General features: G+C 69.7%; 16 protein-coding genes. 9 read left to right on the forward strand and 7 right to left on the reverse strand.

The annotated features are described in order from the left end of the window. Nucleotides 1-50: 50 nt before the first annotated feature. Complete coding sequence (locus tag ACIOD2_RS26540) at nucleotides 51-698, reverse strand: DUF3043 domain-containing protein (protein WP_400543376.1); 648 nt, start codon at nucleotides 696-698, stop codon at nucleotides 51-53. 145 nt (nucleotides 699-843) lie between these two features. Here ACIOD2_RS26540 and ACIOD2_RS26545 point away from each other — a divergent pair, with 145 nt between their 5' ends. Next, nucleotides 844-1,221, forward strand: a complete 378-nt coding sequence (locus tag ACIOD2_RS26545; RefSeq protein ID WP_247062697.1) for an iron-sulfur cluster assembly accessory protein — start codon at nucleotides 844-846, stop codon at nucleotides 1,219-1,221. A 106-nt stretch (nucleotides 1,222-1,327) separates the two neighbouring features. Here ACIOD2_RS26545 and ACIOD2_RS26550 read toward each other — a convergent pair whose 3' ends face one another. Continuing rightward, on the reverse strand, nucleotides 1,328-1,498 hold the full coding sequence (locus tag ACIOD2_RS26550; protein WP_392775038.1) for a hypothetical protein: 171 nt from the start codon (nucleotides 1,496-1,498) through the stop codon (nucleotides 1,328-1,330). Between the two features lie 147 nt (nucleotides 1,499-1,645). Here ACIOD2_RS26550 and ACIOD2_RS26555 point away from each other — a divergent pair, with 147 nt between their 5' ends. Then, a complete protein-coding gene (locus ACIOD2_RS26555) occupies nucleotides 1,646-2,635 on the forward strand; it encodes a carbohydrate kinase family protein (protein WP_400543380.1) in 990 nt (329 codons plus the stop codon). Between the two features lie 72 nt (nucleotides 2,636-2,707). Here ACIOD2_RS26555 and asnB read toward each other — a convergent pair whose 3' ends face one another. After that, nucleotides 2,708-4,642, reverse strand: a complete 1,935-nt coding sequence (gene asnB, locus ACIOD2_RS26560) for an asparagine synthase (glutamine-hydrolyzing) (RefSeq protein WP_400543383.1) — start codon at nucleotides 4,640-4,642, stop codon at nucleotides 2,708-2,710. Nucleotides 4,643-4,827: 185 nt separating this feature from the next. Between asnB and ACIOD2_RS26565 the strand changes: the two genes are divergently transcribed. Together ACIOD2_RS26565 and ACIOD2_RS26570 are read left to right on the forward strand one after the other, a co-directional pair. After that, complete coding sequence (locus ACIOD2_RS26565) at nucleotides 4,828-5,772, forward strand: cytochrome c oxidase subunit II (RefSeq protein ID WP_400543386.1); 945 nt, start codon at nucleotides 4,828-4,830, stop codon at nucleotides 5,770-5,772. Nucleotides 5,773-5,805: 33 nt separating this feature from the next. Beyond that, a complete protein-coding gene (locus tag ACIOD2_RS26570; protein WP_400543389.1) occupies nucleotides 5,806-6,231 on the forward strand; it encodes a cytochrome c oxidase subunit 4 in 426 nt (141 codons plus the stop codon). Here the strand turns inward: ACIOD2_RS26570 and ACIOD2_RS26575 are convergent. Beyond that, nucleotides 6,179-7,141, reverse strand: coding sequence for a DMT family transporter (locus ACIOD2_RS26575; RefSeq protein WP_400543392.1), 963 nt, complete (start codon nucleotides 7,139-7,141; stop codon nucleotides 6,179-6,181). The two genes, ACIOD2_RS26570 and ACIOD2_RS26575, sit on opposite strands and share 53 nt — an antisense overlap. Nucleotides 7,142-7,223: 82 nt before the next feature. Between ACIOD2_RS26575 and ACIOD2_RS26580 the strand changes: the two genes are divergently transcribed. Then, a complete protein-coding gene (locus ACIOD2_RS26580; protein ID WP_400543395.1) occupies nucleotides 7,224-8,177 on the forward strand; it encodes a GlxA family transcriptional regulator in 954 nt (317 codons plus the stop codon). Between the two features lie 9 nt (nucleotides 8,178-8,186). On the opposite strand, the gene trpD is transcribed toward ACIOD2_RS26580, so the two are convergent. The 3 genes from trpD to ACIOD2_RS26595 all read right to left on the reverse strand — a co-directional run bounded on the left by trpD (nucleotide 8,187) and on the right by ACIOD2_RS26595 (nucleotide 10,171). After that, a complete protein-coding gene (gene trpD / locus ACIOD2_RS26585) occupies nucleotides 8,187-9,221 on the reverse strand; it encodes an anthranilate phosphoribosyltransferase (protein WP_400543398.1) in 1,035 nt (344 codons plus the stop codon). Nucleotides 9,222-9,226: 5 nt separating this feature from the next. Further along, complete coding sequence (locus ACIOD2_RS26590; protein WP_400543401.1) at nucleotides 9,227-9,637, reverse strand: hypothetical protein; 411 nt, start codon at nucleotides 9,635-9,637, stop codon at nucleotides 9,227-9,229. A 120-nt stretch (nucleotides 9,638-9,757) separates the two neighbouring features. Beyond that, on the reverse strand, nucleotides 9,758-10,171 hold the full coding sequence (locus ACIOD2_RS26595; RefSeq protein WP_400543404.1) for a hypothetical protein: 414 nt from the start codon (nucleotides 10,169-10,171) through the stop codon (nucleotides 9,758-9,760). A gap of 105 nt (nucleotides 10,172-10,276) precedes the next feature. On the opposite strand from ACIOD2_RS26595, the gene ACIOD2_RS26600 reads away from it, so the two are divergent. The 4 genes from ACIOD2_RS26600 (at nucleotide 10,277) to ACIOD2_RS26615 (ending at nucleotide 14,615) form a co-directional block, all read left to right on the forward strand. Further along, nucleotides 10,277-10,900 carry a heme-copper oxidase subunit III gene (locus ACIOD2_RS26600; RefSeq protein ID WP_400543407.1) on the forward strand — a complete coding sequence of 208 codons (624 nt, stop codon included), beginning with the start codon at nucleotides 10,277-10,279 and terminating at the stop codon, nucleotides 10,898-10,900. Between the two features lie 66 nt (nucleotides 10,901-10,966). Continuing rightward, complete coding sequence (locus ACIOD2_RS26605; protein WP_400543410.1) at nucleotides 10,967-11,785, forward strand: c-type cytochrome; 819 nt, start codon at nucleotides 10,967-10,969, stop codon at nucleotides 11,783-11,785. After that, entirely contained in the window at nucleotides 11,782-12,936 is a 1,155-nt protein-coding gene (locus ACIOD2_RS26610) for a ubiquinol-cytochrome c reductase iron-sulfur subunit (RefSeq protein WP_400543413.1), read from the forward strand. Before ACIOD2_RS26605 ends, ACIOD2_RS26610 begins: the two co-directional genes overlap by 4 nt. Next, entirely contained in the window at nucleotides 12,933-14,615 is a 1,683-nt protein-coding gene (locus ACIOD2_RS26615) for a cytochrome bc complex cytochrome b subunit (protein WP_400543416.1), read from the forward strand. Before ACIOD2_RS26610 ends, ACIOD2_RS26615 begins: the two co-directional genes overlap by 4 nt. Nucleotides 14,616-14,656: the final 41 nt, after the last annotated feature.

The following is a 14,656-nucleotide window of genomic DNA, read 5'->3' on the forward strand; positions in this document are numbered from 1 at the left end:
GCAGCGAAAAGCCGGGTGAGACGCGTCTCACCCGGCTTTTCACCACAAGCTCAGTTCGGGATCGGGTCGCCCGGCTTCAGCCGCGGCTTCGGGACCCGCAGGCGCCGGATCTGGGAGGCGCGGACGAAGGCGTACCAGCCCACCGAGCGGCCGTTCACCGTCTCCTTGGGGAACCTCTCGCGCACCAGCTTCCCGATCTTGCGGCCGTTCACGACGCCCTCGATGGCCATCACCAGCAGCATCGCGGTGCACAGCAGCGTGATGTACGACTGGACCTGGGGCAGCGGCACCAGCAGCGCCAGGAACACCAGGATGGCCAGCGGCATGAACAGGCCGAGCAGGTTGCGCCGGCTGTCCACCAGGTCACGGACGTACGCCTTGACCGGCCCGCGGTCGCGGGGGAGCAGGGCCTTGTCGTCGCCCCGCATCATCGCTTCGCGGCGGGACTTCGCCGCCGCCCGGCGGTCTTCCTTCGTCTGCGGGTTCGCCTTGCGCAGCTCCTTGTTGCGCTTCATCGCCTCACGCATCGTGGTCGGCGGGGGCGCGACCGGGCCGCGCCGCTTGGCCTCCGCCTCCCGCCGCTTCGGCGTGGCCTTGCCCTTACCGGGCGTGAACGACTTGCCGCCGACGTCGACGGCTTCGGTCGTGGCCGGCTCGTCGGCGGCGGTGTCTGTGGTGCTTCGGCGCAGGAACCTCACGTCACCAGGGTATTGCAGGCGTCACGCCGCCGTTCACCAGGTCGATCGATGTGCGACGATGGAGGGGGAACAGATCGGACGCGACGGGTGTTGGACGTAGGGCACCAGGAGTATCCGCAGTGAGTTCGAACCTATGAGGAGTGCCATGACGACCGCTGAGCACGCCGGCGCGACGCAGGCCGAGACCGCCGAGGAGACCCACGGCGTCACGCTGACCGACACCGCGGCTGCCAAGGCGAAGGCCCTGCTCGACCAGGAGGGCCGCGACGACATGCACCTGCGCATCGCCGTCCAGCCCGGTGGCTGCGCGGGCCTGCGCTACCAGCTGTTCTTCGACGAGCGCACGCTCGACGGTGACCTGTTCCGGGACTTCGACGGCCTCAAGGTCGCCGTGGACCGGATGAGCGCGCCGTACGTTTCGGAAGCCGTCATCGACTTCGTGGACACGATCGAGAAGCAGGGCTTCACGATCGACAACCCGAACGCGACCGGCTCCTGCGCCTGCGGCGACTCGTTCCACTGAGTCCCGCGCGCCGAGCCTGAGCACGACGCGAGAAGGCCCCGCCTCCGAACGGAGGACGGGGCCTTCTTCGTTGCTGCTCGGTTTCGGGGTGCCGCGCCGGGCGGGCTCAGACGTACGCGTCGAGCTCCGCGACCTGGGCGTGGCACGCCTCGTCGACCTGCCACGGCGGCGCGGTCACGCGCGGCAACGGCACGTTGTCGGCGCGGAGCGTCGTCGGGATGAGGGCGCAGTCGGCGATCAGCTCGGACAGGGTCTCGGGTTCGGTGACGGCGTTCACGATTCGTAACGCTATTGATCGCGGCTCGACTGGTGAAGGAGTACCAGCCGGTAGTCTCGGGTGGTACGCGCGAACTACCCGGATGGGTCATGACCCAGGGGTAACTTCGTGCCGTTTGCCGTGAGGTCGACCACAAAGGAGCAGCCGGTGGCAGACAGGGCCAGGATCGCAGTGTCCGGCAGTATCGCAACCGACCACCTCATGCACTTCCCGGGAAGGTTCGCCGAACAGCTGGTCGCCGAGCAACTCCACCGGGTGTCGCTGAGCTTCCTCGCCGACGACCTCGTGGTGCGGCGCGGCGGGATCGGCGCGAACATCGCGTTCGGCCTCGGCGTGCTGGGCGTCAAGCCGGTGCTGGTGGGCGCGGTCGGCGCCGACTTCGCCGACTACCGCTCCTGGCTGGAGCGCCACGGCGTCGACACCTCGGGGGTGCACGTCTCCGAGACCGCGCACACCGCGCGGTTCGTCTGCACGACGGACGAGGACCTCTGCCAGATCGCGACGTTCTACGCGGGCGCGATGGCCGAGTCCCGCAACATCGAGCTGGCCCCGATCGCCGAGCGCGCCGGTGAGCTGAGCCTGGTGCTCATCAGCCCGGACGACCCGGACGGCATGGTCCGCCACGCCGAGGAGTGCCGCCAGCGCGGCTACACCTTCGCCGTCGACCCGTCGCAGCAGCTGGCCCGGATGAGCGGGGAGCAGGCTCGGGCGTTCGTCGCCGGCGCGAAGTACCTGTTCAGCAACGACTACGAGTGGGAGCTGCTGCTCCAGAAGACCGGCTGGACCGAGGCCGACGTCCTCGACCAGGTCGGCGTGCGCATCACGACGCTGGGGGAGAAGGGCGTCGAGATCGTCGGCAAGGGCGGCGTCGCCCTGCAGATCGGCGCGGTGCCCGAGCGCGCCAAGGCCGACCCGACCGGCGTCGGCGACGGCTTCCGCGCGGGCTTCCTGGCCGGTCTCGACGGCGGCCTCAACGTCGAGCGCGCCGCCCAGCTCGGCTCGCTCATCGCGGTGCTGGTGCTGGAGACCGTGGGCACCCAGGAGTGGACGTTCGACCGCGCCGACGCGCTCGCCCGCATCGGCGAGGCCTTCGGGCCGGACGCCGCCGAGGAGATCTCGGTGGTCCTGCCCGCCTGACCCCGGCACGAAAAGGCCCCCGCACCACCGGGTGCGGGGGCCTTTCGCGTTCGGACCGTCTACAACGGACGGTCAGAGCTTGACCGGGTACACCGGCTCGGGGATCTCCGGCTTGATGCGGTGCTCCACGAAGATGCCGTGCCACAGCATGAACACGATCAGCGCCCACAGCTGGCGGCTGCGGTCCAGCTGGCCCGCCTTGTGCTCCTCGAGCAGCGCCAGGATGGCCTTCTTGTCCAGCAGCTCCTCGGTCTTCGAGTCGCTGATGATGCCCTTGGCCCAGTCGTACATCTCGTTGCGCAGCCACAGCCGGATCGGCACCGGGAAGCCGAGCTTGCGGCGGTTCAGCACGTGCGCCGGGATGATCTTCGCCAGGGCCTGGCGCAGCGCGTACTTCGTCGTGTTGTGGGCGAGTTTCTGGTCCAGCGGAATGGAAGCGGCGACCTTGAACACCTCGGCGTCCAGGAACGGCACCCGCAGCTCGAGCGAGTTCGCCATGGTCACCTTGTCCGCCTTGACGAGGATGTCGCCGCGCAGCCAGGTGTAGAGGTCGACGTGCTGCATCCGGGCCACCGGGTCCCAGCCGCGCGAGACGTCGTACCAGGGCGCCGTGACGTCCTTGAAGCCGACGCCCTCCTGGTAGGTCTTCAGCACCTGGCGCAGCTGGTCGTCGCGGAAGTTGCGGGCGTTGCCGTAGTAGCGGTCCTCCAGCGGCAGCGCGCCGCGGCGCAGCAGGTCCTTGCCGCGGGTGCCCTCGGGGATCTTCGTGGAGACCTTGCCGATCAGCTTCCGCATCCCGCCCGGGATCTTCTCGAACGGCGCCAGCGAGATCGGCTCGTTGTAGATCGTGTAGCCGCCGAACAGCTCGTCGGCGCCTTCACCCGAAAGGACCGCCTTGACGTGCTTGCGGGCCTCGCGCGCGATGAACCACAGCGGCACGAGCGCCGGGTCGGCCACCGGGTCGTCGAGGTACCAGACGATGAGCGGCAGGGCCTCCATCATCTCGTCCGCCGACACCGTGCGGACCACGTGCTTCACGCCGATCGCGGCGGCCGACTCGGCGGCGACGTCGACCTCGGAGTACCCCTCGCGCTCGAACCCGGTGGTGAAGGCGATCAGGTTCGGGTTGTGCTCCTTGGCCAGCGTGGCGGTGGCCGTGGAGTCGATGCCGCCCGAGAGGAACGCGCCGACCGTGACGTCCGGGTCGGAGATCATGTGCTTGCCGACCGAGTCGCGCATCACGTCGGCGATGCGCTCGTACAGCGCCTCGGCCTCGGCCTGCCCGTTGACCGGCTTGGTCGCGAACTGCGGGTGGAAGTAGCGGGTGAACTTCACCTCACCGCCGGGGACCACCTCGAACGACGTCCCGGACTCGACGCGGCGGATCGCGGTGTGCAGCGACTCGGGCTCGGGCACGTACTGCAGGACCAGGTAGTGCTGCAGCGCCTTGCGGTCCAGCTCCTGCGCGACGCCGAGGGTGTCCGACAGCTCCAGCAGGCTCTTCTTCTCGCTGGAGAACGCCACGCCGCCGGGGCCGGCCGAGTAGAACAGCGGCTTGATCCCGAACGGGTCCCGCGCGCCGAAGACCCGCTTCTCCTGCGAGTCCCAGATCATGAAGGCGAACATCCCGCGCAGCCGCTCGACCCACTCGGCGCCCAGGTAGTGGTAGCCGGCGACGACCGCCTCGCCGTCACCCTCGGTCTCGAACTTCGCCCCGAACTTCTCGGCCAGCTCGGCCCGCAGCTCGAGGTAGTTGTAGACCTCGCCGTTGAAGTTCATCGTGTACCGGCCCGGCGCCTCCGGCGGCCCCCAGACCAGGGGCTGGTGGGAGTGCTCGACGTCGATGAAGGCGAGCCGGTTGAAGCCGTAGACGACCTCGGCGTCGGCCCACGTGTCCTGCTCGTCGGGGCCGCGGTGGCGCTGGCAGCGCATGGCCGCGCCGACGGCGTCACGCGCGTTGGCCGCACCGGTCTCGGTCGCGCAGATCAGTCCAAGCAGGCCGCACACGGGTACTCACACACCTTCAGGGGTCTTCGCGGGGCTGGGGAGCGCCCAGTATGCCGGGCGCGTGGTGGCGCGTACCACGCGCGTCGATGGTTACCCCTTGGTCAGCGGACCACGCCAACTCGGCTAGGCTCCGCCCTGTCACAAAGATCGGTCGTAGGAGGCTCTGGGTGAAAGGGCGAGGCGCAGTGGGAAAACCCGAGCGCACCCCGGGTAAGCGGACCGTGCGGATCGCCGCGCTGGCCGTGCTGGTCGCGCTGACCGCGACGGGCTGCTCCGGCGACGAGATCCTGCGGTTCGGCTGGCCGGTGGGTGTCACCGAGCAGGCGAACGAGATGCGGAACCTCTGGACCTGGACCGTGATCGCGGCGCTCGTCGTCGGCGTCATCGTGTGGGCCCTGATCTTCTGGACCGCGACGTTCCACCGCAAGAAGAAGACGGTCGACGGCGAGCCGGAGGAGCTGCCCCGGCAGTTCCAGTACAACATCCCGCTCGAGCTGTTCACGGTCGTCGTCCCGACGATCATGGTCTGCGTGCTGTTCTACTTCACCGCGACCACGGAGAACAAGGTCCTCGACAAGATCCCGAACCCGGACGTCAAGGTCCAGGTCGTGGCCTTCCAGTGGAACTGGGAGTTCAAGTACGAGGACCCCAGTGCCGCGAAGCCCGACGGCAGCGGCCAGGTGAGCACGGTCGGCTCGTCCGGCGAGATCCCGCTGCTGGTGCTGCCGGTCGGCAAGACGATCCAGTACGACCTGCTCTCCACCGACGTCATCCACTCCTTCTGGGTGCCCGAGTTCCACTTCAAGCGGGACGTCTTCCCGAACCCGGACAAGAACAACCAGGACAGCTCCTTCCAGAACAAGATCGACCGCGAAGGCTCCTTCGTCGGCCGGTGCGCGGAGCTGTGCGGCACGTACCACTCGGTGATGAACTTCGAGGTCCGCGCGCTGTCCCCGGACAAGTACGACGCGTACATCGCGCTGCGCAAGCAGGTGAACCCGGCCACGAACCAGACGTTCACCGCATCCGAAGCGCTGGCGAAGATGAACTGCGGCGAGCTGTGCACCCCGCACGCGGTCACCACCCAGCCGTTCAACACCGACCGCACGGCGCGGACCGCGTCCAACTGACGCCCGGCGACAACAGGAGTTAGGAAAAGACCCATGAAGGTCGAAGCGCGCATCTTCTTCATCGTGGCGGTCTTCGCCGTGCTCATGTCGGGTGTGTACTGGGCGTGGGCCGTGCTGGATCCCGACTTCGGTGGCAAGCCCGAGCCGGTGGGCATCGTCGCGCTGATCCTGACCGGCGGGCTGGCCTTCCTGGCCGGCAGCTACATGCAGTTCGTCTCCCGGCGCATCGAGCCGCGCCCGGAGGACCGTGAGGACGCCGAGATCAGCGACGGTGCCGGTGAGCTGGGCTTCTTCAGCCCGGGCAGCTACTGGCCGATCGGCATGGCGGCCACCGCCGCCCTCGCCGCGCTGGCGCTGGCGTTCTTCCACATCTGGCTGCTGGTGATCGCGCTGGTCGCGCTGCTCATCACGATCGGCGGGCTGGTGTTCGAGTACCACACGGGTCCGTCCCACGACTGACCTCAGGCTCTGCTGACCGGCCGTCACGCTGCTCGACAGTGTGGCGGCCGGTTTTCGTCCGTTGCGGGGCCAGCGCGGCGGCCAGCACCGCGAGCATGCCGACGGCCTCCGGCCAGGCCGGGCGGTGGCCGTAGAAGGCGATGTCGACCAGCACGGCGACCACCGGGTAGACGTAGGACAGCAGCGCCACCGTCGTCGTGGGCAGTTTGCCGATGCTGGCGTAGATCAGCACGTACATCAGCGCGGTGTGCACCGTGCCGAGCAGCACCAGCCAGAGCAGCCCCGACGTCGTCGACGGCAGTGGCGTCACCAGCAGCACGGGCGCCAGCACGAGCGCGCCCACCGTGGTCTGCACGGCCGCGAGCAGGTGCGGGCGGACGTGCTTCAGCTGCTTCGCGACGAAGGACGCGCCGGCGTAGAGCACGGCCGCGCCGAGCGCGAGGCCGATCCCCGCGAGCTGCACCGGCTTGCCGTCCTCGCCGTGGGCGGACAGGGAGATGAGCGCCACACCGCCGAACGCGATCCCGGCCCGGACCAGGGTGCTCTTCGCGAACTTCTCGCCGAGGAACGCCGCCGCCAGGCCGACCAGGATCAGCGGCTGGGTGTGGTAGACGACCGTGCTGACCGAGATCGACGACAGCGCGTAGGAAGCGAACAGCAGCACCCAGTTCCCGACCAGGAAGAGCCCGCCCAGCACCGCCAGGCCGAGGTCGCGGCGTGTCGGCCGCCAGGCCTGCAGCCAGCCGCGCGCGAGGCACCAGAGCACGAGCAGCGTCGCGCCGACGAAGCAGCGGGCGAACGCGACGGCCGGTGCCGCCGCACCGCTTTCGAGGACGACCGCGCCGATCGTCCCGGACATCGCCATCGCCGCGGACCACTGGAGCAGCGGGCGGGTTTCCGAATTCATCATGGTGACCACGTTCGTCGCGGCGGCCGCGCGTGACCAGTGTCAGAGATGACAACGGCCGCAAAACTTGTGACACACTCGGCCGATGGACGTCAACCGGGTCGCGGTGGTGCTCGCCGACCACGTTTCGCCGTTCGAGCTGGGGGTCGCGTGCGAGGTGTTCGGCACCGACCGCAGCGCCGACGGCATCGAGGGCTGGGACTTCGCCGTCTGCTCGCCGGGCGGCGCGCCGATCGCCAGCTGGTCGGGGTTCGGGCTGTCCGGGCTGGCGGACCTGGACTTCGCGGCGTCGGCGGACCTGCTGATCGTGCCGACGTGTGCCCCGCGGACGGCACCGCCACCTGCGCCAGTGCTGGACGTCCTGCGCGACGCGGCCGCGCGGGGCGCGTGGGTGGCGGGGTTCTGCGCGGGTGTGTTCACGCTGGGGTACGCGGGCCTGCTCGACGGCCGCCGGTGCACCGTCCACTGGGTGTACGAGGCGGAGTTCCGGCAGAAGTTCCCGGCGGCGCTCGTGGACCCGCAGGCGTTGTACGCCGACGACGAGGGCATCCTGACCAGCGCGGGCACGGTCGCGGCGGTCGACCTGTGCCTGCACCTGGTCCGCCGGCTGCGCGGCGTCACGGCGGCGACGACGCTGGCCCGCCGCATGGTGGCGGCACCCTTCCGCGCGGGCGGCCAGGCCCAGTTCGTCCAGGCCCCGGTCCCGTCCCTGCCGGACGACTCGGTGGTGGCCGAAGCGCTGGAGTGGGTGGAGCGGCGGCTGGACCAGCCGTTCACGGTGGCGGAGCTGGCCCGCCGCAGCGGCCTGGGGGAGCGGACGTTCCTGCGCCGCTTCTCGGCCGCGACGGGCACGACACCGCACCGCTGGCTGACCGAGCGCCGCCTGGACCGCGCCCAGGCCCTGCTGGAGGAGGGCAGGCTGTCGGTGGAGGACATCGCGGTGGCGTGCGGGTATGCCTCGGCGGCGGCCTTGCGGCACCAGTTCACCCGGTTGCGGGGGACGAGCCCGTCTTCGTACCGCACGGCCTTCCGCGGCTGACCTGCCCGGCTACTGGAACGCGATCCAGCGGTCCAGCAGGGCCGCCGCCGCTCCCGAATCGATCGCCTCGGCTGCTCGCACCAGACCCGCTCGCAGGTCGTCCTCCAGGGACGCTGAGAAGCCCGTGAAGGCCGTCAGGGCCGCCGCCGCGTTGATCAGGACCGCGTCGCGGACCGGGCCCGGCTTGCCGCCCACCAGTTCGCGGACCACTTCCGCGTTCGCCGCCGCGTCGCCGCCGCGCAGGTCCTCCGCCGTCGCCCGGGGGATGCCCACCGAGGCGGGGTCGAAGGTGCGCTCGGTGACCTCGCCATCCGCGACCACCCAGAGCGTCGACGTCGTCGTGGTGGTGATCTCGTCGAGTCCGTCGTCACCGCGGACCACCAGGGCTCGCGTGCCGCGCCGGGCGAAGACCTCGGCCAGCACCCGGGTCTTGTCCTGGTACGCGCAGCCGATCAGGGCGCTGCCCGGCTGGGCCGGGTTGGTCAGCGGGCCCAGCAGGTTGAACGTGGTCGGCACACCCAGCTCGGACCGCACCGGGCCCGCGTGGCGCAGCGCCGGGTGGAACGCCGACGCCAGGAAGAACCCGACGCCGACCTCGGTGAGGCTGCGCTGGACGTCCTCCGGCGGCAGGCTGATCCGCACGCCGAGGGTCTCCAGCACGTCGGCCGCCCCGGACTTCGACGACGCGCTGCGGTTGCCGTGCTTGGCCACCGGCGCGCCCGCCGCCGCTGTGACGATGGTCGCCATCGTCGAGATGTTCACCGAGTTCGAGCCGTCACCGCCGGTGCCGACGATGTCGACGGCCGGCCGGTCCAGCTCGACGCGGCGGGCGTGCGCCAGCATCGTCGCGGCCATGCCGGCGATCTCCGCGGGCGTCTCGCCCTTGGCGCGCAGCGCCACCGCGAACCCGGCGATCCGGGCCGGGCTCGCCGCGCCGCTCATGATCTGGTCCATCGCCCACGCCGTGTCGTCCTCGGACAGGTCGACGCGTGCGATGAGCTGCTTGAGCAGCGGCGGCCAGGTGCGGGGGACCGGGGTGGTCACCGGGCTCAGCCGTTCACGACGGGGACCCGTCGCGCGCGCAGCACGTCGGCGACGGTCTCCGCGGCGGTCAGCGGGTCCAGCGGGTGCACCAGCACGGCGTCCGCCTGCGACCAGGTGGCCAGCCACCGGTCGTCCCGCCGCCGCACGGCCACCACGATGGGCGGGCAGTCGGTGATCTCGGCCTTCAGCTGGCGGCACAGCCCGATGCCGCCGGTGGGCTGCGCCTCGCCGTCGAGGATCGCCAGGTCGACGTTCCCGGCGTCCACCTCGGACAGCACGTCGGCGATGCCGGCCGCCTCGACGTAGTCCACGCGGCCCACGTCGGCGGCGGGCCGCCGGCCGACCGCGTTCACGATCGCCTCGCGCACCTCCGCCTTGTGGCTGAACACCAGGACCCGCATCGACTGCTCGGCCATTTGAGCTGCCTCCGTCTCGTCACAAACTTTCTTTGGGGGGTCCGGGTGGCGGAGCCCCCGGTCCGGGGCGGAGCCCCGGTTACAGCACGACTCCGCCGATCGTATCGGCCGAGACCGACATCACGCGGGCGCCTCCGGCTGGAGCGCGTCCCAGCCGAGCGCGTCGCCGCCCAGCCGCTGCGCCAGGCCCGCCATCCGGGACCGTTCCTGGGCGCAGTGGAGGGCGTCGAGCACTTGGACGCGGACCGCGAGCACCCGCGTCAGACCACCATCGGGTGACTCTTCTCGCAGCTCGTAGCCGTCCTGGGCGAGGACCGACGCCGCTTCGGCCAGCCGGCCCGGTGGCAGCAGGAGGTGGTGCCGCAGAACGGCCGGTGCCGTGCTGACCCAGGCGGGTGAACCGGCGAGCACGGCGGAGTCCGCGACGACCGGGTCGAAGGCCTCGGCGACGATCTTCAACTCGGGCGTATCAGGCGTCAGAACAGCGGTTTCGCCCTTCTTGACCAGGTCACGCAGCCGGTCGAGTAAACCCATGAGTAGCTCTCACCTTTCCGCAGTGCCGGTTTCCGGGGGTGTGATCGGTTCCGCACGCGACTTGCCGTGGACCCACCCGGCGGGACGGTCGTGCGGGAGGACATAATGCGACGCGTGACAACGGCAGCTCCCACCATCAGTCAGCGGGTTCACTCGCTGAACCGGCCGAACATGGTCAGTGTCGGCACCATCGTGTGGCTGTCCAGCGAACTGATGTTCTTCGCCGGACTCTTCGCGATGTTCTTCACCGTCAAGGCGCAGAACTCCACCGGCGCGTGGCCACCACCGCTGCACGGCGAACCGTTCCACCTCAACGTGGGCTACGCGATCCCGTTCACGGTGATCCTCGTGCTGTCCTCGCTGACCTGCCAGTTCGGCGTCTTCGCCGCCGAGCGCGGTGACGTCTACGGGCTGCGCCGCTGGTACATCATCACGTTGATCATGGGCGCGATCTTCGTCGGCGGCCAGGCCAACGAGTACCACAACCTGGTGGAAGAGGGGATGACGATCCCGTCCGGCCCGTTCGGCACGGTCTTCTACCTCGCCACCGGGTTCCACGGCCTGCACGTCATCGGCGGGCTCATCGCCTTCGTGTACCTGCTCATCCGCACCAAGCTGAGCAAGTTCACGCCCGCCCAGGCCACGTCGGCGATCGTCGTGTCCTACTACTGGCACTTCGTCGACATCGTGTGGGTCGGCCTGTTCGGTGTGATCTACCTCCTGCCGTGAGGCCCGCACCGCCAGCCGCCACCACCTTCTCCATCGGCCTGAACTGACAGCAAGGGTTGCCGCAAGATGACCACCAGCACCAAATCGTCGGAGCGCCGCTACCGCGCGCGGTCGAAGCTGCGGAGGCGGTTCGCCGGCCTGCTCGCACTCGGTGTCGCGTTGGTGGGCGCCGGTGCCCTGTACGCCGTGTTCGCCCCCGAGCCGCAGACCGCGCAGGCCCAGGGCACGCCGGCGCAGCTGCGCCTCGGCGAGCAGGTCTACAACAACACCTGCATCGCGTGCCACGGCGCGAACCTCGAGGGCGTGCAGGACCGCGGCCCGAGCCTCATCGGCATCGGTGACGCCGCGGTGTACTTCCAGACCTCTTCGGGCCGCATGCCGGCCGCGCGGCAGGAAGCGCAGATCGAGCGCAAGCCGCCGAAGCTGAGCGAGGCCGAGATCGACGCGGTCGGCGCCTTCATCCAGGCCCACGGCGGCGGCGCGCAGCGTCCCACCGAGAAGGGCGAGGCCCTGCGCGGCAGCGACCCGGCCCGCGGTGGCGAGCTGTTCCGCCTCAACTGCGCCTCGTGCCACAACTTCACCGGCCGCGGCGGCGCGCTGTCGGCGGGCAAGTACGCGCCGAACCTGGACCCGGCGAGCGAAGAGCAGATCTACACCGCCATGCTCACCGGCCCCCAGAACATGCCGAAGTTCTCCGACCGGCAGCTTTCGCCCGAGGAGAAGAAGGACATCGTCGCCTACGTGAAGTCGGTGTCCGACGGCAACAATGACCCGGGTGGTAACGGCCTCGGCGGGGTCGGCCCCGCTTCCGAGGGCGTCATCGCCTTCATCGTCGGGATCGCCGCGCTGATCGGCGTGACGTTGTGGATTGGATCGAAGGCATGAGTGCCGAGGGGCCTAAGCCGCCGACGGAGGCGGAGCTGGCGGACATGGACCGTGACCAGCTGCTCAAGCTGGGCGGCCAGCTCGACGGTGTCGAGATCGCCGAGTACCCGACCCCGTGGCCCGTGGAGGGCACCCGGGCGGAGAAGCGCGCCGAACGCCTGGTCGCGTTCTGGTTCGCGCTGTCCGCGGTGGCCGGGCTGGCGTTCGTCGTCTCCCTGATCTGGTGGCCGTGGCAGTACGAGGCGCCGGACAACGAGAGCGGCCACTTCTGGTACAGCCTCTACACCCCGATGCTGGGGCTCACGCTCGGCCTGGCCATCCTCGGCCTGGGCATCGGCGTGATCCTCTACACGAAGAAGTTCGTGCCCGCCGAGGTCTCGGTGCAGGAGCGTCACGACGGTGACGGCAAGGGGTCGGCCGAGGTCGACCGCGCCACGATCCTCGCGCACCTGTCCGACGCCGGGAGCCGCAGCACCATCGCCCGCCGCTCGCTGATCAAGCGCTCGGCCATCGCGGGTGCCGGCACGCTGGGCCTCGCGGCCGCCGCGCTGCCGCTCGCGTCCTTCATCAAGAACCCGTGGAAGGACACCGAGGGCCGCGACTCCCTCTGGCACACCGGCTGGCAGCCGAACTTCCCCGGCGAGAAGGTCTACCTGCGCCGCAACACCGGCAAGCCGCTGGAAGAGGGCCAGGAAGCCAGCCTCGTCAAGGCCGAGGACCTCGACGCCGGCGCGATGGAGACGGTCTTCCCGTACCGCGACTCCGAGAAGGACAAGCCGGAGCTGCTCGCCGCCGCGCTGACCCGGGTGGACAACCCGGTCATGCTGATCCGCCTGCGCCCGACCGACGCCGCCAAGGTGGTCAAGCGGTCCGGCCAGGAGGACTTCAACTTCGGCGACCTGTACGCGTACACGAAGATCTGCAGCCACGTCGGCTGCCCGACCTCCCTGTACGAGCAGCGGACCAACCGCATCCTGTGCCCGTGCCACCAGTCGCAGTTCGACGCCCTCCACTACGCCAAGCCGATTTTCGGCCCGGCGACCCGTCCGCTGGCCCAACTACCGATCACGGTGGACGAAGAGGGATACTTGATCGCGCGAGGCGACTTCATCGAGGCCATCGGTCCGGCCTTTTGGGAGCGTAAGTCATGAGTTCACTCACCACGCCGACCAAGGGGTCGAGCGCGATCGAGCGGGCGGTGGGCGACGCCGCGGACAACGCCGATCAGCGCTACCGCCTGGCCAAGGGCCTGCGGCACCAGATGAACAAGGTGTTCCCGACCCACTGGTCCTTCCTGCTGGGCGAGATCGCGCTCTACAGCTTCATCATCCTGCTGCTCACCGGGGTGTACCTGACGCTGTTCTTCGACCCCTCCATGCAGGAGGTCGTCTACCACGGCAGCTTCACGAACATGCAGGGCCTGGAGATGTCGCAGGCCTTCCGCACGACGCTGGACATCTCCTTCGACGTCCGCGGCGGCCTGTTCATGCGCCAGCTGCACCACTGGGCCGCGCTGATCTTCGTCGCGTCGATGGCCGTGCACATGCTGCGGGTGTTCTTCACCGGCGCGTTCCGCAAGCCGCGTGAGGCCAACTGGGTGATCGGCGGCCTGCTGCTGGTCCTGGGCTGCTTTGAAGGCTTCTTCGGCTACTCGCTGCCCGATGACCTGCTGTCCGGTACCGGTATCCGCGCGACGCTCTCGGGCATCGTGCTCTCGGTGCCGGTGATCGGCACCTGGATCCACTGGGCGCTGTTCGGCGGGGAGTTCCCCGGCGATCAGATCATCCCGCGGCTGTACACGCTGCACATCCTGCTGCTGCCGGGCATCATGCTCGCCCTGGTCGGCGCGCACCTGGCGTTGGTGTGGTACCAGAAGCACACGCAGTTCCCGGGTGTGCGCCGCAAGGAGACCAACGTCGTCGGCGTCCGGATCATGCCGTACTTCGCGCTCAAGGGCGGCGCGTTCTTCACGCTGGTCATCGGCGTGCTGGCGCTCATGTCGGGCCTGTTCCAGATCAACCCGGTGTGGAACTTCGGGCCCTACAACCCGGCGCAGGTCTCGGCGGGGTCCCAGCCCGACTGGTACATGGCCTGGGCCGACGGCATGCTCCGGATCTGGCCCGCGTGGGAGGTCTACCTCGGGAACTACACGATCCCAGCGGTGTTCTTCCCCGGCGCGGTCGGCATGCCGATCCTGATCGGCCTGTTCATCAGCTACCCGTTCATCGAGCGGAAGCTGTCCAAGGACACCGCGTACCACAACCTGCTCCAGCGGCCCCGGGACGTCCCGGTCCGCACGGCGCTGGGCGCGATGGCGCTGGGCTTCTTCATGGTGATCGAGCTGTCGGGCTTCAACGACATCATCGCCGACCAGTTCGACATCTCGCTGAACGCGACGACGTGGGCCGGCCGCATCGGCGTCCTGCTCGTGCCGCCGGTCGCCTACTACCTGACCTACCGGCTCTGCCTGGGCCTGCAGCGGGCCGACCGCGAGGTGCTGGAGCACGGCGTCGAGACGGGCATCATCAAGCGGCTGCCGCACGGTGAGTTCATCGAGATCCACCAGCCGCTCGGCGGCGTCGACAGCCACGGCCACGCGGTCCCGCTCGAGTACCAGGGCGCGTCCGTGCCGAAGAAGATGAACAAGCTGGGGTCGGCGGGCCACGCCGTCCCGGGCACGTTCTGGTCGCCGGACCCGGCCGAGGAGACCGCCGCGCTGGAGCGGGCCCACGGCAACGGGCACTCCAACGGCAACGGTCACGCGAACGGCAACGGTCAGCACGGCGAGATCGAGAGCGTCGAGGTCGCCAAGGGCGGCTCGGAGCACTAGGCGGTACTGGCACTGACGCTGAAGGCCACCTCCCCGGTCGG

Source organism: Amycolatopsis sp. NPDC088138, assembly GCF_044741685.1.
Classification (GTDB): domain Bacteria; phylum Actinomycetota; class Actinomycetes; order Mycobacteriales; family Pseudonocardiaceae; genus Amycolatopsis.